This window comes from Pseudomonas sp. GW822-FHT02E03 (assembly GCF_058802325.1).
In genome coordinates this window covers 1-26,034 of record NZ_JBXAOA010000027.1, presented here as the reverse complement: position 1 = coordinate 26,034, position 26,034 = coordinate 1, and the positions used below count along the sequence as shown (strand labels likewise).

Sequence of the window (26,034 nt, the reverse complement as noted above, 5' to 3'; positions counted from 1 at the left end):
GTTTTACAGTTCAAGGTCTGGCCACACCGGCCTTGAATCGATCAGCTCTCAGCACTGATCATTGTATAGAAGGGTTTGTGTCCCCTTCGTCTAGTGGCCTAGGACACCGCCCTTTCACGGCGGTAACAGGGGTTCGAGTCCCCTAGGGGACGCCACGATTACCCGCTCTGCGGGATTTTTAAGGGTCATTCAATTATTGAATGGCCCTTTTGTTTGTCTGGCGTTTGGCCAACTCTCCTTTTTTCTCAAAACTGTTCTTCAGACCAGCGGTCACATCCACGACTTGCGAAAAATTATTATGAGAATAATATTCTAGTCGTAATATTCGGAGGCAACGATGAACGATAAAAAAGCTCAAACCCGCGAACGCATCCTCAAGGCTGCCAGTGCAGCGCTGATCCAGCGCGGCCCGGCCGAGCCGAGCGTGGGCGAAGTGATGGGCGCGGCTGGTCTGACGGTCGGCGGCTTCTACGCACACTTCGAAAGCAAGGACGCATTGATGCTGGAAGCGTTCAAGCAGCTACTCAGCCATCGTCGTGGCTTGATCGCCGACATGGATGCCGAGTTGACCGGCGAAGAGCGTCGCGCGTTGGTCGCAGCGTTCTACCTGTCGCGCAAACACCGTGATTCCACCGAGCAGGCATGCCCGATTCCGGCGTCGGTCGGCGAGCTGGGTCGTCTGCCGGACGAATTTCGTGTGGCATTGAATGAGCATGTCGAGTTGATGGTCGCGCAATTGGCGGCCAGTCCGGAAGACGCCGACAAAGCCTTGGCCGACATGGCCTTGATGGTCGGTGGTTTGGCTCTGGCGCGGGCGCTGGGGCCAGGAGAGTTGTCCGATCGATTGCTGCGCGCCGCCAAGTCGGCGGTGCTGTGACCTAAAGGCATCAGCCTGAGGAGATGAGCGATGAACACGTTGAGCTGGGTTCGTGGCGTTAATGGCACCTTGGGCTGGTTCGCGCCGAAGCTGGTGGCGAGCAAGATGCGCCTGGCGTTCATGACTCCGCGGGAATTGCCGCCGCGTGATTGGGAATTGCCGCTGCTGGCGAAATCCGAACGAATCACCTTGCGCTTCGGCCTCTCGGCGCTGCGTTGGGGGCAGGGGCCGGCGGTGTTATTGATGCATGGCTGGGAAGGCCGGCCGACCCAGTTTGCCGCGCTGATCACGGCGCTGGTCGATGCCGGTTACACCGTGGTTGCCCTGGACGGCCCGGCTCATGGTCGCTCGCCTGGTCGCGAAGCAAATGTGGTGCTGTTCGCCCGGGCCATGCTCGAGGCGGCCGCTGAGTTACCGCCGCTGCAAGCGGTGATCGGCCACTCCATGGGTGGCGCTAGCGCGATGCTCGCGGTTCAGTTGGGCTTGCGCACCGAAACCCTGGTCTCGATCGCCGCCCCGGCGCGAATTCTCGGAGTACTGCGTGGGTTCGCACGCTATGTGCGCCTGCCGCCCAAAGCGCGTTCGGCGTTTATTCGCCAGGTCGAGAAAGACGTCGGCATGCGTGCCGCTGCACTGGATGTCGCGCACTATCAGCTCGACATGCCGGGGCTGATCGTCCATGCCGAGGACGACAACTTTGTCCCGGTCAAGGAATCCCAGTTGATCCACGAAGCCTGGTTCGACAGCCGTCTGTTGCGCCTAGAAGAGGGTGGGCATCAGCGGGTGCTGGCCGATCCTCGGGTGATCGACGGCGTTCTTTCGCTGCTGGCCGGTCGCAGTCTGCAATCGCGCCAATCGGCCTGAGCATCCGTTACACTGCCCCGGTCGAAATAATCTGACCGGGAGTGGGGCATGGGCTGGGATCGGGCAACGCCGTTTATCATTGATCTGGAAGTGGACGCCGAGGACATCGACGGGTTGGGCCACGCGAACAACGCGGTGTACGTGACCTGGCTCGAGCGTTGCGCCTGGCGCCACTCGCAACGGCTGGGCCTGGATCTGGTCGAGTACCGGCGGCTGGATCGGGCGATGGCGGTGGTACGGCACGAGATCGATTATCTGGCGGCGGCCTATGAGGGTGATGAGTTGCAGTTGGCGACCTGGATCGTCGATTGGGACCAGCGCCTGAAAATGACCCGCCACTTCCAGCTCAAACGCCCCAGTGACAACACCACGTTGCTGCGGGCGCAGACCACTTTCGTGTGCATCGAACTGTCGACCGGCAAGCCCAAGCGCATGCCGGCGGAGTTTATCGAGGGCTATGGCCCGGCGTTGCAGGATTTGGATTCAGCGAAAATCTAATGTGGGAGCGGGCTTGCTCGCGAAAGCAGACTGACAGGCAGCACCATTGTTGAATGTTAAACCGCTTTCGCGAGCAAGCCCGCTCCCACAAGGAATCAGCGATGTTCTGCAGATTTCTCGCGCAATCCAGTAAACTGCCGCACGTTTTTCGTTGAGTGTGTTTTTCATGCAAATTGCTTTGGCGCCCATGGAGGGGTTGGTCGACAACATCCTGCGGGACGTGCTGACCCGTGTGGGCGGTATCGATTGGTGCGTGACCGAATTTATTCGGATCAACGATCAGCTGCTTACGCCTGCCTATTACCACAAGTTCGGCCCGGAACTGCTGACTGGCGCCCGAACCGCCTCCGGTGTGCCGCTGCGGGTGCAACTGCTGGGCTCCGATCCGGTGTGCCTGGCGGAAAACGCCGCACTGGCCTGCGAGTTGGGTTCCGAGGTCATCGACCTGAACTTCGGCTGCCCGGCCAAGACCGTCAACAAATCCCGTGGCGGCGCGGTGCTGCTCAAAGAGCCTGAACTGCTCAACCAAATCGTCGAACACGTCCGTCGTGCGGTGCCAGCGCACATTCCAGTGACCGCCAAGATGCGCCTCGGTTTCGACAGCCCGGACGGTGCGCTGGTTTGCGCCACGGCCCTGGCTGAAGGCGGGGCGGCGCACATCGTGGTTCACGCGCGGACCAAGACCGATGGCTACAAGCCGCCAGCCCACTGGGAATGGATCCCTCGGGTGCAGGACGTGGTCAAGGTCCCGGTGTTTGCCAATGGCGACATCTGGAGCGTCGAGGACTGGCGTCGTTGCCGCGAGATCAGCGGCGTCGAAGACATCATGCTCGGTCGCGGTCTGGTATCGCGTCCGGATCTGGCCCGGCAAATCGCCGCCGCCCGCGCCGGTGAAGACGTCGTTGAGATGACCTGGGCCGAGCTGCTGCCGCTGATTCAAGACTTCTGGCTGCAAGCCAAGGCGCAGATGACGCCACGCCAATCGCCGGGTCGCTTGAAGCAGTGGCTGGCAATGCTGACCCGCAATTATCCCGAAGCGGTAGAGCTGTTCACCGTCCTGCGTCGTGAGACCGAACTGGATAATGTCTCGCGTTTACTGGGGCTGCAGGTGTCTGAAGCAGCCTGAAAAAATCTTGAAATAATCTCTTGAAAAGCAATCAGCGGTCCTTATCTAAGGATTACGCGATGCCGAATTCGGGTCGCGGAGACAAAAAAACTTGCTGATTATGTTCAGGAGATTTGAATCATGAGTACTGCATTTTCCTTGGCCCCACTGTTCCGTTCCTCGGTAGGTTTCGACCGTTTCAACGACCTGTTCGAAACCGCCCTGCGCAATGAGCCAGGCAGCACCTATCCACCCTACAACGTTGAAAAATACGGTGATGATCAATACCGCATTGTCGTAGCGGCCGCCGGTTTCCAGGAAGAAGACCTGGACCTGCAAGTGGAGAAAGGTGTGCTGACCATCAGTGGCGGCAAACGTGACGCGGACGAAAGCGTCACTTACTTGTACCAAGGCATCGCTCAGCGCGCCTTCAAACTGTCGTTCCGTCTGGCGGACCACATTGAAATCAAGGCCGCCGAACTGCGCAACGGTTTGTTGAGCATCGACCTGCTGCGCGTGATTCCGGAAGAAGCGAAAGCCAAACGCATCCCGATCAACGGGACGGAAAAACCGGCTCTGCAGCACTGAGTCAAAGCAACAAAAAGGGCGCCATCCACCGGCGCCCTTTTTTGTGCCCATTCGTAGCAGCTGCTACAGCCGTACGTAGCGGTTCGGCAGTTGCTGCATCGCCTTATTTCAACAGTTTCTGAAACTCCTCAACCGGCAGCGGCCGGCTGTGCAAATACCCTTGATACAAATGGCAGCCCAGCCCTTGCAAAAACGCCAGTTGCTCCAGGGTTTCCACGCCTTCGGCGATGACTTCCAACTCCAGACTGCGGGCCATGGCGACGATGGCGCGAATGATTTCGGCATCGTTTGGGTCGGTGGTGGCATCGCGGATGAACGACTGGTCGATTTTCAGGGTGTCTACCGGCAGGCGCTTGAGGTAGGTCAGCGAGGAATAACCGGTACCGAAATCGTCCATCGCAAAGCTCACGCCGAGTTTTTTCAGGCGCCGCATTTTGCTGATGGTGTCGTCCAGGTTCTGGATGACGATGCCTTCGGTGATTTCCAGTTTCAGCAACGAGCAGGGCAGGCCGTGGCTGCCGAGGCTGTGTTCGATGCGTTCGACGAAATCGTTCTGACGGAATTGCCGGGGGCTGATGTTCACGCACAGGCTGAAATCGAGCGGATTGATCAGGCCCTTGGCGATCAGATGTTTGAAGGCAGCGCACGCTTCGTCGAGGATCCATGTGCCGACTTCCAGAATCAGCCCGCTGTCTTCCAGCACCTTGATGAACTCGGTGGGCGATTGCGCGCCCAGTTGCGGATGGTGCCAGCGTACCAAGGCTTCTGCGCCGGTAATGCGGTTATTGCGAGCGTCCACCTGTGGTTGGTATTGCACGCTGAACTCACCCCGGGAAAGGGCAAGGCGCAGGTCGGTTTCCATGCGCAGGCGTTCGCTGGCGGCCTTCTGCATAGTGTTGTGATACATCTGCGTGGTGTTGCGGCCTGAATCCTTGGCGCGGTAGAGGGCGATATCGGCGCGTTTGAGCAGGTCGGTCGGGGTCGAGCCGTGGTCGGGGATCAGCGCGATGCCGATGCTCGGTGTTACTTGCAGGCGCTGTCCGTCGAGGAACATCGGTTCGGACAGCAGTTCGCGCAAGGTATCCGCCAACTCCCGGACCTGAGCGCTGACGTCGCTGCGCGAACCTTCCAGGCCGCTGAGCAGCACCACGAATTCGTCACCGCCCAGGCGCGCGACGGTGTCCTCCATGCGCACGCTGGCTTCAAGGCGCGCGGTGATGATCTTCAGCACCGTATCACCCACCGGGTGGCCAAGGGAGTCGTTGATGTGCTTGAAGTGGTCGAGGTCGAGGAACATCAGTGCGCCACGCAGGTTGTGGCGTTTGAGCAGGGCGATCTGCTGGCTCAGACGATCCATCAACAGGGCGCGGTTGGGCAGGTTGGTCAGCGGGTCGTGGTAGGCCAGGTGACGGATCTGCGCTTCGGCGTTTTTCAGCAAGCTGACGTCTCGGGCGGTCAGCAGCAGGCACGCCGTTTCGTTGAGGGTGATCGGCTCCACCGAGACTTCGACGGTCAACAACTCGCCGCGTTTGTTGCGCCCGAGCATTTCCTGATGGTGAACCCGGCCCTTGATCTGTAGTTCCGCCAGCAACGCCGAGCGTTGTTTCTCTTCGGCCCAGATGCCCACCTGATACACCGTGCGGCCGACCACTTCATCGGCGCGGTAGCCAGTCAGGCGACAGAAGCCATCGTTAACTTCCAGGTAGCGTCCGGTGTCGCGCTCGGTAATGGTGATGGCGTCGGGGCTTGAGTGGAAGGCCTTGGCAAACTTCTCCTCGCTGGCCTTGAGCGCCGCTTCCGAGCGTTGCTGCTGGGTGATGTCGCGCAGGGTGGTGACGATGCAGGGTTGGTCGCCGACGCTGATCTGCCGGCTCGATATCACGCAGGTCAGGGACTGTCCGTCCTTGTGCCGGACGATGATCGCCACATTGTTCAGGCCCTGTTCGCGGATGACCCGCTCGATCCTTTGCAGGCTCTTCGCCGAAGCGTCCCACAGGCCGATTTCGTCGGCGCTGCGGCCAATCACGTCGACGGTGCTCCAGCCGAACGTTTGAGTGAAGCTGGAGTTGATCTCGATGAAGTGACCGGTGTCCTGGCGCGTGACGCAGATCGGGTCCGGGCTGACCTGGAACAAGGTGGCGAATTTCTCTTCCGACGCCACCAGTTGCTGTTCGCGCTCTACCTGATCAGTGATGTCCAGCAGTGTGCCGGCCATGCGCAACGGGTTGCCCTGTTCATCGCGGTAGAGTCTGGCGCGGCTTTCCAGGTAGCGCGAGCTGCCATCCGTTAGCTGCACGCGGTAAGTCAGCTGGTAATTGCCGGCCGGGCCTTCGCGCAGGCTGCGGTAGGCGTCGCGCATGGTGCCGCGTTCTTCGTCGGGCACGCCTTCGAAAAACGCATCGAAGGATTCATGGAAGGGTTTGGGGTCCAGCCCATGTAACTGGGCGGCCCGCGCCGAGCCGTAAAGCATGCCGCTGGGAATGTGCCAGTCCCAGGTGCCGAGTTGCGCCGAATCCAGGGCCAGGTCCAGGCGTTCCTGGCTGTCTTTGAGGGCGTGCTCGGCAATTTTACGTTCGGTGGTGTCGAGGAACGTGCTCAGCAGATAAGGCTGGCCTTCGAGTTCGACCTTTTGCGCGCTGAGGATGCCGTCGTGAACCTGCCCGTTGCTGGCGCGAAATTGCACCTCCATGTTGATCAGCTCGCCTTTGGCCTTGGTGGCCTTGACCAGTTGCACCCGTTGCTCCGGGTTGACCCAAAGGCCCAGTTCCAGCGTGGTTCGGCCGATGGCGTCTTGCACCGGCCAGCCGAACAGGCTTTCGAAATACTGGTTGGCTTCGCTGATCAGGCCATCTTCCTGGCGGGTCAGCAGGACCATGTTCGGGCACAGGTGAAACAGCGTGGCGAAGCGTTTTTCCGAGCTGCTCAGCGCCTGTTCGCGCTGGCGCTGATGGGTGATTTCACGAATGACCCCTATCATTCGTGGCCGGCCATTTTTGTCCGGCAGCAGGCTGCCGTTGATCTCCAGCCAATGCAGGCTGCCATCGGGCCAGCGGATGCGGTGGTGCATGGCCTGTTCCAGCGGTGCGCCGGCGATCACCGCATGGAAAGCGCGAATGGCTTTCGCCCGATCCTCCTGGGGCAGCAGGTCAAGGTATTCCAGGTCCTCGGGCAACGGTTGCCGGGGATCGAAGCCGAACAACGCCTGAGTACCCCGTGACCAACTGATTTGCCCCCGCTCGATGTCCCAATACCAGGCGCCGAGCCGAGCGCCGTTGAGGGCCGCCAGCAACTGCGGGGCGCTTTCCCAGCTCTGCTCGGACCGTTTGGGGTCAAGTGCCTGAATTCGCGGCATCGGCGGCATACGTTCAACAGATTTGGGCATGGATAACAGGCCTTGGGCTGAATTGGGCGTTAGGCACAGGGTTTTGGGGCTCTATAGGCGTAGCACAAAAAGAAGAAGCACAGCTTAGCCGCGAGTCCCTGGCTGATCGATTTGTGCATCCAGCAGAGCCATGAAGGCCCGCGCCGCGTTCGACAGCGTCCGTTCGGTGTGCAGGATATAGCCTAGCTGGCGAGTGAGCTGTATGCCCGGCAAAGGTATGCGCGCCACTTGATCGTCCAGCATGGTGCGCGGCAAAACGCTCCAGGCGAGGCCGATCGAGACCATCATTTTTATGGTTTCCAGATAATTCGTGCTCATGGCGATGTTCGGCGTCAGGCCCTGGGCCTCGAACAGGCGCTGCACGATGTGGTGGGTAAAGGTGTTGCCGCCGGGGAAAACCGCGGGATGCAGGGCAATATCCGCCAGGCTGACCGGACCGTTAGCGATCAGCGAATGCTCTGGGGCGACCACGAAATCCAGCGGGTCGTCCCACACCGGCGTGGCCTTGACCAGTGCATGGGGCTCCGGTGCAAGCGTGATTACCGCCAGTTCGGCGCGGCCATGGAGGATTTCTTCGTAAGCAACTTCCGAGTCGAGGAACTGAATATCCAGCGCCACTTGTGGGTAACGTCGGGTGAACTCCCTTAATAAGGGCGGTAAACGGTGCAGGCCGATGTGATGACTGGTGGCCAATGTCAGACGACCGGAGACTTCGCCGGTCAGGTTGGTCAGGGCGCGGCGGGTGTCATCCAGTACATTGAGGATCTGATAGGCCCGTGGCAGCAGGGCGCGACCGGCTTCGGTCAGGCTGACTTCCCGGCCCAGACGATCGAACAGCCGTACCTTCAATTGCTGCTCCAGCCCGGCGATGCGCTTGCTTATGGCGGGTTGCGTCAGGTGTAGCCGTTCGCCAGCGCCGGAGAAGCTTCCGGTCTCGGCAATCGCGATAAAAGCATTGAGGTTGGCGAGGTCCATGATGATGTCTCGGTGGCATTCCAGTTGGTTATGCAAAGCATGAAAAATATGAATTTGAGTTATTTAATGTAACCCCCTAGGATCGACCTCACAAGCCAAAGGGTTATTGAAGCTTTCAAAATCCGGGGCATAGAAACAAGCTGATGAGGAACCGTCTGATGGCCGGCAAAACGCTCTACGACAAGCTCTGGGATTCGCATTTGGTCAAGCAGCGCGACGATGGCTCGGCGCTGATCTATATCGATCGTCACATCATCCACGAAGTGACCTCGCCGCAAGCCTTTGAAGGCCTGCGTCTGGCCGGGCGCAAGCCTTGGCGCATCGATGCCAATATCGCGACCCCGGACCACAACGTTCCGACTACTGCGGAGCGCAAGGGCGGCATCGATGCGATTGTCGACCAAGTCTCGCGTTTGCAGGTTCAGACCCTCGACGATAACTGCGACGAATACGGCATCGTCGAATTCAAGATGAATGATGTCCGCCAAGGCATCGTCCACGTCATCGGCCCGGAGCAGGGCGCAACCTTGCCGGGCATGACTGTGGTTTGCGGCGACTCTCACACCTCGACCCACGGCGCATTCGGTGCCTTGGCTCACGGTATTGGCACTTCCGAGGTCGAGCACGTGCTCGCCACGCAGTGCCTGGTCGCGAAAAAGATGAAAAACATGCTGGTATCGGTCGAAGGTCAATTGCCGTTCGGCGTGACCGCCAAGGACATCGTCCTCGCCGTGATCGGCAAAATCGGCACCGCCGGCGGTAACGGCCATGCCATCGAATTCGCCGGTAGCGCGATTCGCGATCTGTCGGTCGAAGGCCGCATGACTATCTGCAACATGTCCATCGAGGCCGGCGCTCGCGTAGGGCTGGTGGCCGCCGACGAAAAAACCGTGGCTTACGTCAAGGGCCGTCCATTTGCTCCGAAAGGCGCGGAATGGGACTTGGCTGTCGAGGCCTGGAAAGACCTGGTTTCCGACGCGGATGCCAAGTTCGACACCATCGTCGAGCTCGATGCCACTCAGATCAAGCCGCAAGTCAGCTGGGGCACCTCGCCTGAGATGGTCTTGGCTGTCGATCAGAACGTTCCCGATCCTGCGAAGGAAATGGACCTGGTCAAGCGTGGCTCCATCGAACGCGCTTTGAAATACATGGGTTTGACTGCCAATCAGGCGATCACCGACATTCAGCTGGACCGCGTATTCATTGGCTCCTGCACCAACTCGCGGATCGAAGACCTGCGCGCCGCCGCCGTGATCGCCAAGGGCCGCAAAGTGGCGTCGACCATCAAGCAGGCCATCGTGGTGCCGGGTTCGGGGCTGGTGAAGGCTCAGGCCGAATCCGAAGGTCTGGACAAGATTTTTCTCGAGGCCGGTTTCGAATGGCGTGAGCCGGGTTGCTCGATGTGCCTGGCGATGAACCCGGACCGTTTGGAGTCGGGCGAGCATTGCGCGTCGACCTCCAACCGTAACTTCGAAGGCCGTCAGGGCGCCGGTGGCCGTACGCACCTCGTCAGCCCGGCCATGGCCGCCGCCGCAGCCGTGAACGGTCGTTTCGTCGACGTCCGTGAATTGATCTAAAGGAGCGCAGCATGAAAGCTTTTACCCAGCACACTGGTCTTGTCGCGCCTTTGGATCGTGCCAACGTCGACACCGACCAGATCATTCCGAAGCAGTTCTTGAAGTCGATCAAGCGCACCGGGTTCGGCCCGAACCTGTTCGATGAGTGGCGTTACCTGGATGTCGGGCAGCCGTATCAGGACAACTCCAAGCGTCCGTTGAACAAGGACTTCGTCCTCAACGCCGAACGTTATCAAGGCGCGAGCGTGTTGCTGGCCCGTGAGAACTTCGGTTGCGGCTCCAGCCGCGAACACGCACCGTGGGCGTTGGAAGAGTACGGTTTCCGCAGCATTATCGCGCCGAGCTATGCCGATATCTTCTTCAACAACAGCTTCAAGAACGGCTTGCTGCCGATCATCCTGAGCGACGCTGAAGTTGATGAACTGTTCCAGCAGGTTGAGGCGACTCCGGGCTATCAGTTGCAGGTTGATCTGCAAGCTCAGACCGTGACCCGTCCGGATGGCAAGGTGTTGAGTTTTGAGATTGACGCGTTCCGCAAGCACTGCCTGCTCAATGGCCTGGACGATATCGGCCTGACCTTGCAGGACCACGAGGCGATTGCCACGTTTGAGGCCAAACATCGTGCGAGCCAGCCGTGGTTGTTTCGTGATGCGTGATTGATTCGGAATTTGTAAGGATAGGACCGGCCTCATCGCGGGCAAGCCCGCTCCCACAGTGATTTGCGCTGTTCACAAAACCTGTGGGAGCGGGCTTGCCCGCGATGACGACAGACCAGGCACCACAAGACTCATTCCCAAAGGAAGTCCCCATGACCAGCACCGCCCAGCACAGTCAGGTAGTACAAAAGCAATTCGGTGAACAGGCCTCGGCCTATCTGAGCAGCGCCGTACACGCTCAAGGCACTGAATTCGCGCTGCTACAGGCTGAACTGGCGGGGCAGGGCGATGCTCGTGTGCTCGACCTCGGTTGCGGGGCCGGTCATGTGAGTTTTCACGTGGCTTCGCTGGTCAAGGAAGTGGTGGCTTACGACCTGTCTCAACAGATGCTTGACGTAGTGGCCGCGGCTGCTGTCGATCGCGGCTTGAGCAATGTGTCCACGGTACTGGGTGCCGCCGAGCGCCTGCCGTTCGCTGATGGCGAGTTCGATTTCGTTTTCAGCCGCTACTCAGCGCACCATTGGAGCGACCTTGGGCTGGCCCTGCGCGAAGTTCGTCGGGTGCTGAAACCGGGTGGGGTGGCGGCGTTCATCGATGTGTTGTCGCCGGGCAGCCCGTTATTCGACACTTACCTGCAAAGCGTCGAAGTGCTGCGCGACACCAGCCACGTGCGCGATTATTCTGCTGGCGAGTGGTTGCGTCAGGTCAGCGAAGCGGGGTTGCATACCCGCAGCACCACGCGCCAACGGCTGCGTCTGGAGTACACCTCCTGGGTCGAGCGCATGCGCACGCCGCAGGCGATGCGCGCGGCAATCCGCGAGTTGCAGCAATCGATGGGCAATGAAGTTCGCGAATATTTTGAGATTGAGGCCGATGGCTCGTTCAGTACAGATGTGCTGGTGCTGATGGCTGAACGATAAGCTTTGAACGGTAAGCTCTGAAGCATAGGCGCCGAGCGATAGAATTTTTCCGGGTGTGCCCAAGGGCGTGCCGACTGATGACATGAGGAAAGCATGAGCAAGCAGATTCTGATTCTCCCGGGTGACGGTATTGGCCCGGAAATCATGGCCGAAGCGGTCAAGGTGCTGGAGCTGGCGAACGACAAGTACAGCCTGGGCTTCGAACTGAGTCATGACGTGATCGGTGGCGCCGCCATCGACAAGCACGGTGTGCCGCTGGCCGACGAAACCCTGGCCCGTGCCCGTGCCGCCGATGCGGTATTGCTGGGCGCCGTGGGCGGCCCGAAATGGGACACCATCGAGCGTGACATCCGCCCTGAGCGCGGTCTGCTGAAAATCCGCGCGCAATTGGGCCTGTTCGGTAATCTGCGTCCGGCGATCCTGTACCCGCAACTGGCCGAGGCTTCCAGCCTGAAGGCAGAAATCGTGGCGGGCCTGGACATCCTGATCGTCCGTGAACTGACCGGCGGCATCTACTTCGGCGCGCCACGTGGCGTGCGTGAACTGGAAAACGGCGAGCGTCAGGCCTACGACACCCTGCCGTACAGCGAAACCGAAATCCGCCGTATCGCCCGTGTCGGTTTCGACATGGCCCGCGTACGCGGCAAGAAGCTGTGCTCGGTGGACAAGGCCAACGTGCTGGCGTCCAGCCAACTGTGGCGTGAAGTCGTCGAGCAAGTGGCCAAGGACTACCCGGACGTCGAACTGAGCCACATGTACGTCGACAACGCCGCCATGCAACTGGTGCGTGCACCGAAGCAATTCGACGTGATCGTCACCGACAACCTGTTCGGTGACATTCTTTCCGACGAAGCGTCGATGCTCACCGGCTCGATCGGCATGCTGCCGTCGGCATCACTGGATGCCAACAACAAAGGCATGTACGAGCCGTGCCACGGTTCGGCGCCGGACATCGCTGGCAAGGGCATTGCCAACCCGTTGGCGACCATTTTGTCGGTGTCGATGATGCTGCGTTACAGCTTCAATCTGCAGGACGCGGCCGATGCCATCGAGCAGGCCGTGAGCCTGGTATTGGATCAGGGCCTGCGCACGGGCGACATTTGGTCGGCCGGTTGCACCAAGGTCGGTACGCAGGAAATGGGCGATGCAGTAGTCGCCGCGCTGCGGAATCTGTAATCTCTTTGGCCCGCTGCAACTTTCAACCATGAAAGCAGCGGCCCACTTTTAAGAAGGTGTAGTTGCGATGAAACGTGTAGGTCTGATCGGTTGGCGCGGTATGGTCGGTTCCGTGCTCATGCAGCGGATGCTGGAAGAGCAGGATTTCGATCTTATTGAGCCGGTGTTTTTCACCACTTCCAATGTCGGTGGCCAAGGCCCGTCCGTGGGTAAGGACATTGCTCCGCTCAAGGACGCTTACAGCATTGAAGAGCTGAAAACCCTCGACGTGATTCTGACCTGCCAGGGTGGTGACTACACCAGCGAAGTATTCCCGAAGCTGCGCGAAGCCGGCTGGCAGGGTTACTGGATCGACGCCGCTTCCAGCCTGCGCATGCAGGATGACGCGGTGATCGTGCTGGACCCGGTGAACCGCAAGGTCATCGACCAGCAGCTCGACGCGGGCACCAAGAACTACATCGGCGGCAACTGCACCGTCAGCCTGATGCTGATGGGCCTGGGTGGCCTGTTTGAAGCCGGTCTGGTCGAGTGGATGAGCGCCATGACCTATCAGGCGGCCTCCGGTGGCGGCGCGCAGCACATGCGTGAACTGATCAAGCAAATGGGTGTGACCCACGCCGCTGTCGCCGATCAACTGGCCGACCCGGCCAGTGCCATCCTCGACATCGACCGTCGTGTTGCCGAAGCCATGCGCAGCGACGCATACCCGACCGAAAACTTCGGCGTACCACTGGCTGGCAGCCTGATCCCGTGGATCGACAAGGAACTGCCAAACGGCCAGAGCCGCGAAGAGTGGAAGGCTCAGGCCGAGACCAACAAGATCCTCGGTCGCTTCAAGAGCCCGATCCCGGTGGACGGCATCTGCGTGCGCATCGGCGCCATGCGTTGCCACAGCCAGGCGCTGACCATCAAGCTGAACAAAGATGTGCCGATCGCCGACATCGAAGGGCTGATCAGCCAGCACAACCCATGGGTCAAGCTGGTGCCGAACAACCGCGAAATCAGCATGCAGGAGCTGAGCCCTACAAAGGTCACCGGCACCCTGAATGTACCGGTCGGCCGTCTGCGCAAGCTGAACATGGGTTCGCAGTTCGTCGGTGCCTTCACCGTCGGCGACCAACTGCTGTGGGGCGCGGCCGAACCGCTGCGTCGCATGCTGCGGATTCTGCTTGAGCGTTGATCTGTTGAAGTAATGAAGAGCCCGCGCCTTGAAAGAGGTGCGGGTTTTTTTATGCGCGACAGACTGAGGGTGCTCGTTTGTCTGCTATTCCGTCATCGCGGGCAAGCCCGCTCCCACAAGGTTGGGGTCGTATGCAAAATATGGGAGCCCCACAAAACCTGTGGGAGCGGGCTTGCCCGCGATGAGGCCGGTATAGGCGCCACAAATCCTTGGCAGAAATTGCCTCACTGCCAACCACCCGGTAAAGTGCCGCTCCCCCCGTTTCGCCAGAGGTAGAACCATGAGCCAGTCCTTTGATATTGCCGTGATCGGCGCCACCGGTACTGTCGGCGAAACACTCGTCCAGATTCTCGAAGAGCGGGACTTTCCGGTCGGCAACCTGCACCTGCTGGCGAGCAGTGAATCGGCCGGTCATTCGGTGCCGTTTCGTGGCAAGAACGTGCGGGTGCGGGAAGTCGATGAGTTCGATTTCAGCAAAGTCCAGTTGGTGTTCTTTGCCGCTGGTCCGGCGGTGACCCTCAGTTTCGCTCCGCGTGCCACGGCCGCCGGTTGCTCGCTGATCGACCTGTCCGGCGCCTTGCCGGCTGATCAGGCGCCGCAAGTGGTGCCTGAGGCCAACGCTGAAATTCTGGCCGGCCTGAAAAAACCTTTCCAGGTCAGCAGCCCAAGTCCTTCGGCCGCGACGCTGGCGGTGGTGCTGGCGCCGTTGCTCGGTTTGCTCGACCTGCAACGCATCAGCCTGACGGCGTGTCTGGCGGTCTCTGCCCAAGGCCGCGAAGCGGTCACCGAGCTGGCCCGGCAAACCGCCGAGCTGCTCAACGTGCGTCCGCTGGAGCCGGCTTTCTTCGATCGGCAGATGGCTTTCAACCTGCTGGCGCAAGTCGGTAAACCTGATGATCAGGGCCATACGTTGCTGGAAAAACGCCTGGTGCGCGAACTGCGTCAGGTCATGGCGCTACCGTTATTAAAGATTTCCGTCACTTGTATTCAAGCTCCGGTGTTTTTTGGCGATAGCTTTAACGTGACCTTGCAGTCGTCGAGCGCTGTCGACCTGGCGAAAGTCAATGCAGCTCTGGAAGCGGCACCCGGTATCGAACTGGTCGAGGCGGGCGATTACCCGACCCCGGTAGGCGATGCAGTAGGGCAGGACGTGGTTTACGTTGGTCGGGTTCGTAGCGGGATCGACGACCCGGCGGAACTTAATGTGTGGCTGACGTCAGATAACGTACGCAAAGGCGCCGCGCTCAATGCTGTGCAGGTGGCTGAATTGTTGATAAAAGACCTGCTGTAAAAGATACTTGGCAACAATTTATCGAATGATTCCCGTCGAGCGTCATGCTTGGCCGGAATGCTTAAGGTGAGCCACCCCGCAGGGCTTCCCATTGCATGAATGAAATGATCGCGCGCGACGACCCTTCGCCGCCGCGCGCAATGCCTTACGGCAGCGGCAATCAACACCTTCTCGCTGGCCGAGGAATGTTCAAACAAAGGAAGAGGTTATGGTTCAAGTTCGCAAACTGGTGTTAGCAATAGCGGCCGCCTCGGCGCTGTCCTCCGGTATGGCGCATGCCCTCGGGCTCGGGGAATTGACCCTGAAATCGACGCTGAACCAGCCTCTGGTCGCAGAAATCGAGTTGCTCGACGTCAAGGACCTCACGGCTGCCGAAGTGGTGCCGAGCCTGGCCTCGCCCGAAGATTTCGCCAAGGCCGGTGTCGATCGTCAGGCATTTCTCAATGACCTGACCTTCACCCCGGTGCTTAACGCCAGCGGCAAAAGCATCCTGCGCGTCACGTCCAGCAAACCGCTGTCCGAACCGATGGTGAAATTCCTGGTTCAGGTGATGTGGCCCAACGGTCGTCTGCTACGCGACTACAGCGTGCTGCTCGATCCGTCCAAATTCTCGCCGCAGACCGCCGATGCCGCCGCACAACCAGCGCCAGCCCAAACGGTGACTGCGCCAGTCACTGGCGCGACCAAATCGTCGCAATACACCACCACGCCGCGCGATACCCTGTGGGAGATCGCCGCGAAGGCGCGTAACGGTGGTTCGATCCAGCAGACCATGCTGGCCATCCAGGCGCTGAACCCGGATGCGTTCATCGACGGCAACATCAATCGACTGAAAACCGGTCAAGTGCTGCGTCTGCCTGATCAGGTGCAGAGCACCAACCTGTCACAGCCCAAGGCCATCGCTGAGGTCGCCGCGCAGAACACCGCGTGGCGTCAGGGCCGTCGCTACGTGGCGAAACCGGGAACCGGTCAGCAGCAACTCGATGCCACCAAGCGCGCTCGCGGTGAAGGTGCTTCATCGCAGCCTGCCGCAGACAAACTGAGCCTGGTGTCTGCCGACACCGGCAAGGGCGGCAAAGGCGCCGCCGGTGATGCGAAAGCGTTAAGCGATAAACTGGCCGTTACCGAGGAAAGCCTAGATGCGACTCGTCGTGACAACGCCGAACTGAAAAGCCGCATGAGCGATCTGCAAAGTCAGCTGGACAAGCTGCAACGCCTGATCGAACTGAAGAACAACCAATTGGCCAAGTTGCAGGCCGAAGGCGGCGCGGATGCATCCGCTTCGAGCGCTCCGGCAATGTCGGCTGAGCTGGCGGCCAACACTGCGGCAACGCCAGCGGACGCGTCTGCGACAACATCTGCGCCGCAGGCTGCTGCACCAGAAGCCGTCGAGCCAGCGCCTGCAACATCTGAGAATCAGAAATTCAACGAGCTGCTGACCAATCCGATCCTGCTGGGTCTGGTGGGTGGCGGTGCGGTGGTGCTGTTGCTCTTGCTGCTGTTGCTGGCCCGTCGCCGCAAAGCTCAGCAAGAAGCCGAGAAGCATCTGCGCATGGCCCGTGCCCTGGAGGAGGAGCAAGAGTTCTCCGTCGACCAGGACCTGCCGCCAAGCAGCTTCGAAGGCCTGGAAGTTCCGCCGCCGAGCGTGAAACTTGCGACCGCGCCAACGCCTGCACCCGCGCCGGCCCCGGTGATTGCTCCGGTTGTGGTGACGCCGCCAATCGCTGCGCCACTGGTGTCGCCTGCCGCCGAGCGTTCCGACCGTTCTGACGACGTGCTGGCTCAGGCGCAGTCGCACATTACAGGCGGTCGTTTGAATCAGGCCGCCGCATTGCTGGAAGACGCTATCAAACAAGCGCCGCAACGCAGTGACTTGCGCTTGAAGCTGATGGAAGTCTACGGTCAGCAGGGCGATCGCGATGCGTTCGTCGCTCAGGAGCGTCAACTGGTGGCCAACGGCGATAACTTCGCCCGGGTTGAAGAATTGAAAAGCCGCTTCCCGGCCATGGCTGTTGTGGCGGCTAGCGGTCTGGCTGCCGCCGCCATCGCCGCTGAGCTGGATGCGCAGTACGTCAAGGACCTGCTGCTGGACGAGCCGCAAGCCCCGGAACCGTCATTGTCCGACTTCGACAGCGCATTCGATCTGAGCCTGGACGATCTGGAGGCGGCTACTCCAATCTCGCCTGCCATTGCTCTGGTGCCAGAGCCAACACCAGAGCCAACACCAGCACCAGAAGCTCTGGCTGAGCTGGACGAATTCCCGCTGGACGACGATCTGAGCTTTGAGTCGGTGTTGCAGCAACAGACTGAAATCAAGGAAAACCTCGACGATCTGTCGGACTTCGACCTGGACATGGATCTGGGCGGCGACGCCTCGCCGGCAACCCTGGCCGAAGATGACTTCCTGCTGAGTCTGGATGAAGATCTCAAGGATTTGCCTGTCGCCGAAGCGGCGCCCGTGACCGAGCCGACGCTCGACGACCTGGAGCTGCCTGCGGATTTCGACCTGTCGCTGGCCGATGAAATGGACGCCGCTGCCCCGGATCAGCCTGATGCCTTCGAAAGTGAACTCAACGACGTCAACGCTGAGCTGGATCGTCTGTCCCAGAGTTTAGGTGAGCCTAGCTTCACCGCCGAAGACGCTTTGGCCTCCGCGGCTGATGAGCCGGACTTCGATTTCCTCTCCGGCACCGACGAAGTCGCCACCAAACTCGATCTGGCCCAGGCCTACATCGACATGGGCGACAGCGACGGCGCTCGGGACATCCTCAATGAGGTGGTGACCGAGGGTGATGCGGGTCAGAAGAGCGAAGCCAGGGAAATGCTGTCGCGTCTGGCGTGAGTCATCGGCAAGGCATAAACAAAACGGCAGCCCATCGAGGCTGCCGTTTTTGTTTGGGCGCGGATGCGATGGCGTCTACGAGATTGCTATCGCGGGCAAGCCCGCTCCCACAAGGATCTTTGGCGCCCGCAAAACCTGTGGGAGCGGGCTTGCCCGCGATGCTTTTAAAGCGCCAACGGCGCCCGTTCACACAATGCGTTCAACGCCTTGGCCCACTGCGGATCATCATTGAGGCACGGCACCAGCACCAACTCCTCCCCTCCCGCTTCGCGGAACTGCTCCTTCCCGCGATCACCGATCTCTTCCAGGGTTTCAATGCAATCGGCGACGAACGCCGGGCACATCACCAGGACTTTCTTCACGCCGCTTTTGGCCAACTCATCGAGGCGTGCTTCGGTGTAGGGTTCGATCCACTTGGCCCGGCCCAGACGCGACTGGAACGACACCGACCACTTGCCGTCCGGCAGGCCCATGCGCTTGGCAAACTCTGCGGCGGTGCGCAGACACTGACCGCGATAACAGGTCGCGACCACTTCCGGCGGCGCACCGGCGCAGCAATCGCCGCCACCTTCGAAGCAGTGACCCGGATTGAGCTTCTTCAGGTGCCGTTCCGGCAAACCATGAAAGCTCAGCAGCAGGTGATCGTAATCCTGCTGCAAATATGGCGTAGCGCTGGCCACCAGAGCCTCGAGGTATTCTGGCTGATCGTAGAACGGCTGGAGGATCGAGAACTGCACGTCGAGCTTCTTCTCCCGCACCACCCGTTTGGCTTCCTCGACTACAGTGGTCACTGTGCTATCGGCAAACTGCGGATAGAGCGGCGCCAGGGTGATTTTTTTGTGACCCTGAGCCGCCAGACGAACCAGCGTCGACTCAATGGATGGCTCGCCGTAGCGCATCGCCAGCTCCACCGGCCCGTGGGTCCATTGCGCGGTCATGGCCCGTTGCAGACGACGGCTGAGCACCACCAGTGGCGAGCCGTCCGCCCACCAGATCGACGCATAAGCGTGGGCCGATTGCTCTGGGCGCTTGATCAGAATCAACGACACCAGTAAACGCCGCACCGGCCACGGCAGGTCGATCACATACGGGTCCATCAGAAATTGATTGAGGTAGCTGCGCACATCCGCCACCGAGGTGGAAGCGGGTGAACCCAGGTTGACCAGAAGCAACGCGTGATCGGTCATGCAACGTCCTATTTCTCAAGGCGGCTGGACACATCGTCCAACGCCGCGCGCAAATCAGTGAACTGGAAAGTGAAGCCCGCTTCCAGCAAGCGAGCCGGCATGGCCTTCTGGCCACCCAGCAGCAACAATGACAACTCGCCCAGGCCCACCTTCAACACGAGGGTTGGCATCGGCATGAACGCCGGACGATGCAACACGCTACCCAACGTTTGGGCGAATTCGCGATTGCGCACCGGCTTGGGCGCGCAGGCATTATATGGACCGCTGGCCTCATTGCGGTGCAGAAGAAAATCAATCAGGGCTATTTGATCCTTGATATGAATCCACGACATCCACTGCCGACCACTGCCGAGAGGCCCGCCCAGCCCCAGTTTGAACGGCAACAACAGCCGCGACAAAAAGCCGCCCTCGGCGGACAGCACCAACCCGGTACGAATGAGGATCACGCGAATGCCCAAGGCTTCGGCGCGTTGCGCGGTTTCCTCCCAGGCGACGCACAATTGGCTGGCGAAATCATCAATGACCGGTGGAGATTCTTCAGTCAACTCCCGCTCACCACCGTCGCCGTACCAACCGATCGCGGAGCCAGAAATCAATACCGGCGGTTTCTGCTCGCGGCTTTCGAGCCAGGCCAGCAGGGTTTCGGTCAGGGTGATCCGGCTGCTCCACAACAATGCCTTGCGTTTGTGCGTCCAGAGCCGATCGGCAATCGGTGCGCCCGCGAGGTTGATAATTGCATCCACCGGTTCTTGACCCAGGTCCTCAAGCCGTGCGATTCCACGCACCTGAGTGCCACAGACTTTGGCGACTTTTGCAGGCGTGCGACTCCAGACCGTCAGGCGATGTCCCTGGCTCAACCAGTGTCGGCAGAGTTGACGTCCTATCAAACCAGTACCGCCGGTCAGCAATATGTGCATGACATCTTCCTCGCGTGGCGTTTTACCCTGATCACTAGTCTATTTTTATAAGCAGGGATCTTTGGTATTGGGCAGGCTCTGTGCTTAACAATAGGCCAAGCTGTCAGAACGAGGACGCTAAAAGTTATACCAAAAAACAATATTGTACAGGTTTGAACCACGGCGTAGTCTGTACAGAAAGGTAAACGAGGCCCCTATGACTGTACCTATCGCAATCATCGGCACCGGCATCGCCGGACTCTCAGCCGCCCAGGCCCTGACGGAGGCCGGGCATGTCGTTCAACTTTTCGATAAAAGCCGCGGCAGTGGCGGACGCATGTCGAGCAAGCGCAGCGATGCGGGTGCTCTGGACATGGGCGCGCAATATTTCACTGCTCGCGACCGCCGCTTCGTCACCGAAGTCCAGCGCTGGCAAACCAATGGTTGGGTCGCCGTATGGACGCCGCAGCTCTATACCTTCCACGGCGGCCAGCTCAGACCTTCGCCGGATGAACAGACACGCTGGGTCGGCACACCACGCATGAGCGCGATCACGCGCGGCCTGCTCGGTGATCTGGAAGTGCATTTCGCTTGCCGCATCACTGAGGTCTATCGCGGTGAAGAACATTGGCATCTGCAAGACGCCGAGGGCTTCACCCATGGCCCGTTCAGTCATGTTGTGATCGCCACGCCAGCCCCTCAGGCAACCGCGCTGCTGGCGACCGCACCGAAACTCGCCGGAGCCGCCGCCGGGGTAAAAATGGAACCCACCTGGGCCGTCGCACTGGCGTTCGACACGCCACTGGAAACCGCCATCGAAGGTTGCTTCGTGCAGGACAGTCCGCTGGACTGGCTGGCGCGCAACCGCAGCAAACCAGGACGCGACACCACCCTCGATACCTGGGTGCTGCATGCCACCAGTGCCTGGAGCCGGCAGCATATCGACCTGCCCAAGGAAGCGGTGATCGAGCAATTGCACGGTGCTTTCGCCGAGCTGCTGAACGATGCCATGCCTGCTCCGACCTTCAGCCTCGCTCACCGCTGGCTGTACGCCCGGCCGGCCAGCAGCCATGAATGGGGTGCCCTGGCTGATGCTGATCTGGGCCTGTATGTGTGCGGCGACTGGTGCCTGTCTGGCCGTGTCGAAGGTGCCTGGCTCAGTGGTCAGGAAGCAGCCCGCCGGCTGCATGAACACCTGCAGTGAATTGAATCGCTGCTGTCGACATGGGCAGCAGCACCGCAAAAAAACTTATACAAAAACTTTGACTTGTACACCTTTGAATCTATGATGAAGTCATGTTGTACAGATCTAATAATCTGTACAGGTCTGGATTCGAGGCGCCCCGATGCCCCCTACAGCCATGAAACCCAAAATCGCCATCAGCGCTTGCCTAATGGGAGCCGAGGTGCGTTACAACGGTGGGCACAAGGCGTCACCTCTGTGCAGCCGCATCCTCTCTGACTATTTCGATTTCGTCCCGGTGTGCCCGGAAGTCGCCATTGGCCTGGGTATCCCTCGCGAACCGATCCGCCTGGTCGGCAACCCCGAGCACCCGGAGGCTGTCGGCACCGTCCACCCTGAGATCAACGTCACCCGACCTCTGGCCGAGCACGGTCAAAAAATGGCGCTGGAGCTGGATGACATCTGCGGCTATATCTTTATGCAGAAATCCCCTTCGTGCGGGCTGGAACGGGTCAAGGTCTACCACGCCAACGGCGCGCCAGTGGACGGCGGTAGCCGTGGTATCTACGCCCAAGCCTTCTGTGCATTGCATCCTGATTTACCGGTGGAAGAAGACGGCCGCCTCAACGACCCGGTGCTGCGGGAAAACTTCCTCACCCGCGTGTTCGCCTACAGCGCCTGGCAGCAATTGCTGCAAACAGGCTTGACCCGGCGCGGCCTCATTGACTTTCACTCGCGCTACAAATACCTGCTGATGGCCCACAACCCGGTGCAATACAAAACCCTGGGCAACTTGTTGGGCAACATGGGGCAAACCGATCCGCAAGTGCTCGGCCCACGCTATTTCAGCGAGCTGATGGCGGCCCTGAAAAAGTGCGCCACACGCCGCACCCACACCAACGTGCTGCAGCACCTCAGCGGTTATCTCAAACAGGCCATCAGCACTGAAGACAAACAGGAAGTGCAGCACGTCATCGGCCAATACCGCAGGGGCATCGTGCCGCTGGTGGTGCCATTGATGTTGCTCAAACACTACTTTCGCCAATACCCGGATCCGTACATTGCGCAACAGGTTTACCTGCAACCGCACCCGGAAAACCTCAGCCTGCGAAACGCGATTTAATGAAAAATCCACCGGATTCCAGCGCCAGCGAAGACCTCGGCACTGACTTCAAGAAGGCCTTGGACGCTGGTTGGCTGCCCATTCGTGAAGTGTCCCGGCAGACCGGAGTCAATGCTGTCACCTTGCGCGCCTGGGAACGGCGCTATGGGCTGATTGTGCCCCAGCGTACGCCCAAGGGGCACCGGCTGTTCTGTGCCGAACACGTGCAACGGATCCTGACGATCCTTACCTGGCTCAATCGCGGCGTGGCTGTCAGCCAGGTCAAACAATTGCTCGACACGCCACAGGGGCTTACCGCCCCCATCGGGAACGATTGGCTGGTGCTGCGCAAGTCATTGCTGCAAGCGGTCACTCAGCTGGCCGAACGCACCCTCGATGACACGGTAAATCAAGCGATGGCGCTGTATCCGCCCCGCACCTTGTGTGAACAATTACTGATGCCGTTGCTGGCGGAACTGGAGCAACGCTGGCAAGGCCAGTTCGGCGCGCAAATGGAGCGGGTGTTTGTTTATTCCTGGTTGCGCAGCAAATTCGGCGCGAGGATCTACCATAACAACCGTCAGTTGCGCACCGCGCCGCTGCTGCTGATCAATTACTCGGACCTGCCACTGGAGCCTTATCTGTGGCTCACCGCCTGGCTGATCAGCAGCGTCGATTGTCCGGTAGAAGTCTTCGACTGGCCGCTCCCCGCTGGCGAACTTGCGCTGGCGGTCGATCACCTGCAAGCCCGCGGCGTACTGCTGTATTCCAGCAAAGCCATGAATCTTTCACAGCTGACGAAACTTTTGAACGGCGTCAGCTGCCCAAAAATGATTGCCGGGGCAACGGTGTGCATCCACCACACCGAGTTATCCGCAAGAACCACTGCCATTGCTGACTTGTCCCTGGCCGAAGACCCATTATCGGCTCATCAGGGCCTGATTCAGCGCGGGCTCATTTAATGGCGTATTTCAATGATCGTGCGGATACCACCATGCAATTGATCTGGCTGCGCAGCGACTTGCGTCTACACGACAACACCGCCCTCTCGGCCGCTGCAGCCCGCGGCCCGAGTGTGGCGGTGTATTTGCTGAGTCCGCAGCAATGGCTGGCGCATGACGATGCGCCGTGCAAAGTGGATTTCTGGCTGCGCAACCTTGGCGAGTTACGCCATGCGCTGGACGCCCTGAACATCCCGCTGCTGATTCGCAAGGCATCCCGCTGGGATGAAGCACCAAAGGTGCTGCTCGAGTTGTGCCAGCAATTGAAAATCGGCGCAGTGCACGTCAACGAAGAGTACGGCATTCATGAAACCCGTCGTGATGCCGCGGTGGCCCAAGTCCTGAAAGCCCAAGGCATCGACTTTTACAGCTATCTTGATCAATTGTTGCTCAAGCCCGGCACCGTGCTGACCAGAACCGGCACCTATTTCCAGGTCTTCAGCCAGTTCCGCAAGGTCTGCTACGAACGCTTGCATGCATCATTGCCGAGATTGGTTACCGCCCCCGCCATCCAGGCGCCGCTGGGTATCGCCAGCGACGAACCGCCCTCTCGTGTCGAGGGCTTCGACACGCCCAGCGACAGTTTGCGTGCTCTCTGGCCGGCCGGCGAAACTGAAGCCCGACGCCGCCTCGAGACTTTTACCGACACACAGATCGACTATTACCACAGCGAGCGTGATTTCCCGGCAAAACCCGGCACCAGCCAGCTCTCGGCCTATCTCACCGCCGGGGTCATCTCCCCTCGCCAGTGTCTGCACGCCGCGTTGCAAAGCAATCAGGGGGAATTCGAAAGCGGCAAGGTCGGTGCCGTCACCTGGATCAACGAGTTGCTGTGGCGAGAATTCTACAAACACATTCTGGTGGGCTACCCACGGGTTTCCCGGCACCGCGCCTTTCGCCCGGAAACCGAAGCCCTGGCCTGGCGTGATGCCCCGGAAGACCTCAAGGCCTGGCAACAAGGCCGTACCGGCCTGCCGATCATCGATGCCGCCATGCGCCAATTGCTGGAAACCGGCTGGATGCACAACCGTTTGCGCATGATCGTGGCAATGTTCCTGACCAAAAACCTGCTGATCGACTGGCGTGAAGGCGAGCGTTTCTTCATGCGGCATCTGATTGACGGCGATCTGGCGGCGAACAACGGTGGCTGGCAGTGGAGTTCGTCCACCGGCACCGATTCGGCACCCTACTTCCGGATTTTCAACCCCTTGAGCCAGTCGGAAAAATTCGACGCCGAAGGGGTTTTCATCAAACATTGGTTGCCGCAGATCAACGAAATGAATAAAAAAGACCTGCACAATCGCGCGAGACTCGACGGATTATTCGGTGTGACGGATTATCCATCGCCGATTGTCAACCTGAGCACTTCCCGCGAACGGGCCTTGGCCGCGTTCAAGAACCTGCCGTCGCGACAGGGTTTATCGCCACCGGAATCACCTTGATAGCGCAGTTTTACGTATGAACATGGGATTGAATCAGGAAGATAAAGGAGATTGAGATGAGTCGTACACCTCCAAGGCGATACTGGTTGACCGGCGCAAGCAACGGTATTGGTGCCGCGTTGGCCGAAGAAATACTGAAAACCGGTGCCCATCTGGCCGTCAGCTCCCGCTCATTGGCGCCATTGAAAGCCTTGTCTCAGCGTTATCCCGGGCAAGTGTTGGTGGTTGCCGGTGATTTGACCAACAGCCAACGGGTGCGCGAAATCGGCGAGCAGATTGCCAGCCAATGGGGCTCTCTGGATACCATGATCCTCAACGCGGGGACCTGCGAATACGTCGACGTCAATCAGTTCGACTCATCAATCATCGAGCACATCGTGCGCACCAACCTGCTTGCCAGCAGCTATTGCATCGAAGCTGCCCGCCCCCTGCTGCGAGCGGGCACTGCGCCGCATCTGGTGGCCCTGGCCAGCTCGGTGACCTACCTGCCTCTGCCACGGGCCGAAGCCTATGGCGATTCAAAGCCCGGATTGCGTCACCTTTTCGAGTCCTTGCGCATCGACGTGGCGCCGGAAAACATCGAAATGACCGTAGTCAGCCCAGGACTTATCGATCCCCCCCTGAGCAACAACGTTTCACAACACCTCGATTGGTCGGCGGACAAAGCTGCGCGGTACCTCTTCGACCTGCTCAAGCATCGGCCACTGGAGCTCCCTTTACCGGAACTGCTCATGCCTGTCCTTTGGCCTCTGCCGCAAAAGCCCGGCCAGAGGGGACTGGAAATCGGCAAGCGCATGGAGCGAAGCAATCCGCCAATCGAAGATCTGCCGTGAAGCCCGAGCGTCTGTCAGGCCTTTCACACAGCGCGGTCCCACTGGCTTACACTGCGCGCCATGAAAACTATTCCCCATACGCAAATCGCCGAACCGGCGGTCACCTGCTCGACCTGCGCGGCCTGCTGCTGCCAGCTTGAAGTCATGTTGATCACCGACACCGGCGTGCCCGAGCGTTTTATCGATACCGATGATTGGGGCGGGGAAGTCATGCTGCGACTGGATGACGGCTGGTGCGCCGCGCTGGATCGCGACAGCATGATGTGCACCATCTACGAAAAACGTCCGCTGATTTGCCGGGAATTCGAAATGGGCGCACCGGAATGCATCACCGAACGCCAGGGGATTGCGACGGCGTATCGGTGAGCGAATACAGCAGGCCATGAAGATCCAATGTGGGAGCGGGGGGGGGGGGGGGGGGGGGGGGGGGGGGGGGGGGGGGGGGGGGGGGGGGGGGGG

At 60.0% G+C, this 26,034-nt stretch carries 22 protein-coding genes and 1 tRNA gene; 19 read left to right on the top strand and 4 right to left on the bottom strand.

All coding sequences use genetic code 11. The features are described from left to right. Positions 1-79 precede the first annotated feature (79 nt). The 6 genes from AC1RQB_RS19530 to AC1RQB_RS19505 all read left to right on the top strand — a co-directional run bounded on the left by AC1RQB_RS19530 (position 80) and on the right by AC1RQB_RS19505 (position 3,932). A tRNA-Glu gene (locus AC1RQB_RS19530) sits at positions 80-155 on the top strand. Positions 156-337: 182 nt separating this feature from the next. Further along, positions 338-877, top strand: coding sequence for a TetR/AcrR family transcriptional regulator (locus AC1RQB_RS19525; RefSeq protein ID WP_063340924.1), 540 nt, complete (start codon positions 338-340; stop codon positions 875-877). A gap of 30 nt (positions 878-907) precedes the next feature. Beyond that, a complete protein-coding gene (locus AC1RQB_RS19520) occupies positions 908-1,741 on the top strand; it encodes an alpha/beta fold hydrolase (protein ID WP_063340923.1) in 834 nt (277 codons plus the stop codon). Between the two features lie 48 nt (positions 1,742-1,789). Continuing rightward, a complete protein-coding gene (locus AC1RQB_RS19515) occupies positions 1,790-2,239 on the top strand; it encodes an acyl-CoA thioesterase (protein ID WP_008075943.1) in 450 nt (149 codons plus the stop codon). 166 nt (positions 2,240-2,405) lie between these two features. Next, the gene (locus AC1RQB_RS19510) at positions 2,406-3,365 is read left to right on the top strand and encodes a tRNA dihydrouridine synthase (protein ID WP_038980070.1); all 960 of its coding nucleotides are present in this window, start codon (positions 2,406-2,408) and stop codon (positions 3,363-3,365) included. A 120-nt stretch (positions 3,366-3,485) separates the two neighbouring features. After that, the gene (locus tag AC1RQB_RS19505; protein WP_008075938.1) at positions 3,486-3,932 is read left to right on the top strand and encodes an Hsp20 family protein; all 447 of its coding nucleotides are present in this window, start codon (positions 3,486-3,488) and stop codon (positions 3,930-3,932) included. A gap of 103 nt (positions 3,933-4,035) precedes the next feature. Here the strand turns inward: AC1RQB_RS19505 and AC1RQB_RS19500 are convergent, their stop codons facing one another. Both AC1RQB_RS19500 and AC1RQB_RS19495 read right to left on the bottom strand, forming a co-directional pair. Next, positions 4,036-7,314 (bottom strand): sensor domain-containing protein, encoded by a 3,279-nt coding sequence (locus tag AC1RQB_RS19500; RefSeq protein WP_063340922.1) that lies wholly within the window; start codon positions 7,312-7,314, stop codon positions 4,036-4,038. Between the two features lie 84 nt (positions 7,315-7,398). Further along, positions 7,399-8,289 carry a LysR family transcriptional regulator gene (locus AC1RQB_RS19495; protein WP_007905966.1) on the bottom strand — a complete coding sequence of 297 codons (891 nt, stop codon included), beginning with the start codon at positions 8,287-8,289 and terminating at the stop codon, positions 7,399-7,401. A 158-nt stretch (positions 8,290-8,447) separates the two neighbouring features. On the opposite strand from AC1RQB_RS19495, the gene leuC reads away from it, so the two are divergent. The 7 genes from leuC to AC1RQB_RS19460 all read left to right on the top strand — a co-directional run bounded on the left by leuC (position 8,448) and on the right by AC1RQB_RS19460 (position 17,931). Beyond that, positions 8,448-9,866 (top strand): 3-isopropylmalate dehydratase large subunit, encoded by a 1,419-nt coding sequence (leuC, locus tag AC1RQB_RS19490; protein WP_007905963.1) that lies wholly within the window; start codon positions 8,448-8,450, stop codon positions 9,864-9,866. A gap of 11 nt (positions 9,867-9,877) precedes the next feature. Further along, positions 9,878-10,522: a 3-isopropylmalate dehydratase small subunit gene (leuD, locus tag AC1RQB_RS19485; RefSeq protein WP_007905962.1), complete on the top strand. Its 645-nt coding sequence runs from the start codon at positions 9,878-9,880 to the stop codon at positions 10,520-10,522. Positions 10,523-10,674: 152 nt separating this feature from the next. After that, positions 10,675-11,442 carry a class I SAM-dependent methyltransferase gene (locus tag AC1RQB_RS19480; protein ID WP_063340921.1) on the top strand — a complete coding sequence of 256 codons (768 nt, stop codon included), beginning with the start codon at positions 10,675-10,677 and terminating at the stop codon, positions 11,440-11,442. Positions 11,443-11,535: 93 nt separating this feature from the next. After that, positions 11,536-12,618 carry a 3-isopropylmalate dehydrogenase gene (leuB, locus tag AC1RQB_RS19475; RefSeq protein WP_007905958.1) on the top strand — a complete coding sequence of 361 codons (1,083 nt, stop codon included), beginning with the start codon at positions 11,536-11,538 and terminating at the stop codon, positions 12,616-12,618. Positions 12,619-12,685: 67 nt separating this feature from the next. Next, entirely contained in the window at positions 12,686-13,798 is a 1,113-nt protein-coding gene (gene asd, locus AC1RQB_RS19470) for an aspartate-semialdehyde dehydrogenase (protein WP_008075929.1), read from the top strand. 280 nt (positions 13,799-14,078) lie between these two features. Beyond that, a complete protein-coding gene (locus tag AC1RQB_RS19465; protein ID WP_063340919.1) occupies positions 14,079-15,089 on the top strand; it encodes an aspartate-semialdehyde dehydrogenase in 1,011 nt (336 codons plus the stop codon). A 208-nt stretch (positions 15,090-15,297) separates the two neighbouring features. Continuing rightward, positions 15,298-17,931: a FimV/HubP family polar landmark protein gene (locus tag AC1RQB_RS19460; protein ID WP_063340918.1), complete on the top strand. Its 2,634-nt coding sequence runs from the start codon at positions 15,298-15,300 to the stop codon at positions 17,929-17,931. A gap of 164 nt (positions 17,932-18,095) precedes the next feature. On the opposite strand, the gene hemH is transcribed toward AC1RQB_RS19460, so the two are convergent. Next, positions 18,096-19,118 carry a ferrochelatase gene (gene hemH / locus AC1RQB_RS19455; RefSeq protein WP_063342547.1) on the bottom strand — a complete coding sequence of 341 codons (1,023 nt, stop codon included), beginning with the start codon at positions 19,116-19,118 and terminating at the stop codon, positions 18,096-18,098. An 8-nt stretch (positions 19,119-19,126) separates the two neighbouring features. After that, positions 19,127-20,035: a TIGR01777 family oxidoreductase gene (locus AC1RQB_RS19450; RefSeq protein WP_063342546.1), complete on the bottom strand. Its 909-nt coding sequence runs from the start codon at positions 20,033-20,035 to the stop codon at positions 19,127-19,129. 196 nt (positions 20,036-20,231) lie between these two features. On the opposite strand from AC1RQB_RS19450, the gene AC1RQB_RS19445 reads away from it, so the two are divergent. From AC1RQB_RS19445 to AC1RQB_RS19420, 6 genes are all read left to right on the top strand, one after another. Beyond that, positions 20,232-21,218, top strand: coding sequence for an NAD(P)/FAD-dependent oxidoreductase (locus AC1RQB_RS19445; RefSeq protein ID WP_008074221.1), 987 nt, complete (start codon positions 20,232-20,234; stop codon positions 21,216-21,218). Between the two features lie 142 nt (positions 21,219-21,360). After that, positions 21,361-22,320, top strand: coding sequence for a YbgA family protein (locus AC1RQB_RS19440; protein ID WP_008074220.1), 960 nt, complete (start codon positions 21,361-21,363; stop codon positions 22,318-22,320). Next, positions 22,320-23,261: a MerR family transcriptional regulator gene (locus tag AC1RQB_RS19435; protein ID WP_063342545.1), complete on the top strand. Its 942-nt coding sequence runs from the start codon at positions 22,320-22,322 to the stop codon at positions 23,259-23,261. The genes AC1RQB_RS19440 and AC1RQB_RS19435 overlap by 1 nt, the downstream gene beginning before the upstream one ends. A 32-nt stretch (positions 23,262-23,293) precedes the next feature. Further along, positions 23,294-24,742, top strand: coding sequence for a deoxyribodipyrimidine photo-lyase (phrB, locus tag AC1RQB_RS19430; RefSeq protein WP_063343922.1), 1,449 nt, complete (start codon positions 23,294-23,296; stop codon positions 24,740-24,742). Between the two features lie 56 nt (positions 24,743-24,798). Continuing rightward, complete coding sequence (locus AC1RQB_RS19425; protein WP_063342544.1) at positions 24,799-25,575, top strand: SDR family NAD(P)-dependent oxidoreductase; 777 nt, start codon at positions 24,799-24,801, stop codon at positions 25,573-25,575. A 60-nt stretch (positions 25,576-25,635) separates the two neighbouring features. Continuing rightward, positions 25,636-25,941: a YkgJ family cysteine cluster protein gene (locus AC1RQB_RS19420; RefSeq protein WP_063342543.1), complete on the top strand. Its 306-nt coding sequence runs from the start codon at positions 25,636-25,638 to the stop codon at positions 25,939-25,941. Positions 25,942-26,034: the final 93 nt, after the last annotated feature.

Excerpts from the sequence above, each read along its gene's own strand:
- AC1RQB_RS19525 (WP_063340924.1), top strand. The coding sequence starts at position 338 with ATGAACGATAAAAAAGCTCAAACCCGCGAACGCATCCTCAAGGCTGCC.
- AC1RQB_RS19520 (WP_063340923.1), top strand. The coding sequence starts at position 908 with ATGAACACGTTGAGCTGGGTTCGTGGCGTTAATGGCACCTTGGGCTGG.
- AC1RQB_RS19515 (WP_008075943.1), top strand. The coding sequence starts at position 1,790 with ATGGGCTGGGATCGGGCAACGCCGTTTATCATTGATCTGGAAGTGGAC.
- AC1RQB_RS19510 (WP_038980070.1), top strand. The coding sequence starts at position 2,406 with ATGCAAATTGCTTTGGCGCCCATGGAGGGGTTGGTCGACAACATCCTG.
- AC1RQB_RS19505 (WP_008075938.1), top strand. The coding sequence starts at position 3,486 with ATGAGTACTGCATTTTCCTTGGCCCCACTGTTCCGTTCCTCGGTAGGT.
- AC1RQB_RS19500 (WP_063340922.1), bottom strand. The coding sequence starts at position 7,314 with ATGCCCAAATCTGTTGAACGTATGCCGCCGATGCCGCGAATTCAGGCA.
- AC1RQB_RS19495 (WP_007905966.1), bottom strand. The coding sequence starts at position 8,289 with ATGGACCTCGCCAACCTCAATGCTTTTATCGCGATTGCCGAGACCGGA.
- leuC (WP_007905963.1), top strand. The coding sequence starts at position 8,448 with ATGGCCGGCAAAACGCTCTACGACAAGCTCTGGGATTCGCATTTGGTC.
- leuD (WP_007905962.1), top strand. The coding sequence starts at position 9,878 with ATGAAAGCTTTTACCCAGCACACTGGTCTTGTCGCGCCTTTGGATCGT.
- AC1RQB_RS19480 (WP_063340921.1), top strand. The coding sequence starts at position 10,675 with ATGACCAGCACCGCCCAGCACAGTCAGGTAGTACAAAAGCAATTCGGT.
- leuB (WP_007905958.1), top strand. The coding sequence starts at position 11,536 with ATGAGCAAGCAGATTCTGATTCTCCCGGGTGACGGTATTGGCCCGGAA.
- asd (WP_008075929.1), top strand. The coding sequence starts at position 12,686 with ATGAAACGTGTAGGTCTGATCGGTTGGCGCGGTATGGTCGGTTCCGTG.
- AC1RQB_RS19465 (WP_063340919.1), top strand. The coding sequence starts at position 14,079 with ATGAGCCAGTCCTTTGATATTGCCGTGATCGGCGCCACCGGTACTGTC.
- AC1RQB_RS19460 (WP_063340918.1), top strand. The coding sequence starts at position 15,298 with ATGGTTCAAGTTCGCAAACTGGTGTTAGCAATAGCGGCCGCCTCGGCG.
- hemH (WP_063342547.1), bottom strand. The coding sequence starts at position 19,118 with ATGACCGATCACGCGTTGCTTCTGGTCAACCTGGGTTCACCCGCTTCC.
- AC1RQB_RS19450 (WP_063342546.1), bottom strand. The coding sequence starts at position 20,035 with ATGCACATATTGCTGACCGGCGGTACTGGTTTGATAGGACGTCAACTC.
- AC1RQB_RS19445 (WP_008074221.1), top strand. The coding sequence starts at position 20,232 with ATGACTGTACCTATCGCAATCATCGGCACCGGCATCGCCGGACTCTCA.
- AC1RQB_RS19440 (WP_008074220.1), top strand. The coding sequence starts at position 21,361 with ATGCCCCCTACAGCCATGAAACCCAAAATCGCCATCAGCGCTTGCCTA.
- AC1RQB_RS19435 (WP_063342545.1), top strand. The coding sequence starts at position 22,320 with ATGAAAAATCCACCGGATTCCAGCGCCAGCGAAGACCTCGGCACTGAC.
- phrB (WP_063343922.1), top strand. The coding sequence starts at position 23,294 with ATGCAATTGATCTGGCTGCGCAGCGACTTGCGTCTACACGACAACACC.
- AC1RQB_RS19425 (WP_063342544.1), top strand. The coding sequence starts at position 24,799 with ATGAGTCGTACACCTCCAAGGCGATACTGGTTGACCGGCGCAAGCAAC.
- AC1RQB_RS19420 (WP_063342543.1), top strand. The coding sequence starts at position 25,636 with ATGAAAACTATTCCCCATACGCAAATCGCCGAACCGGCGGTCACCTGC.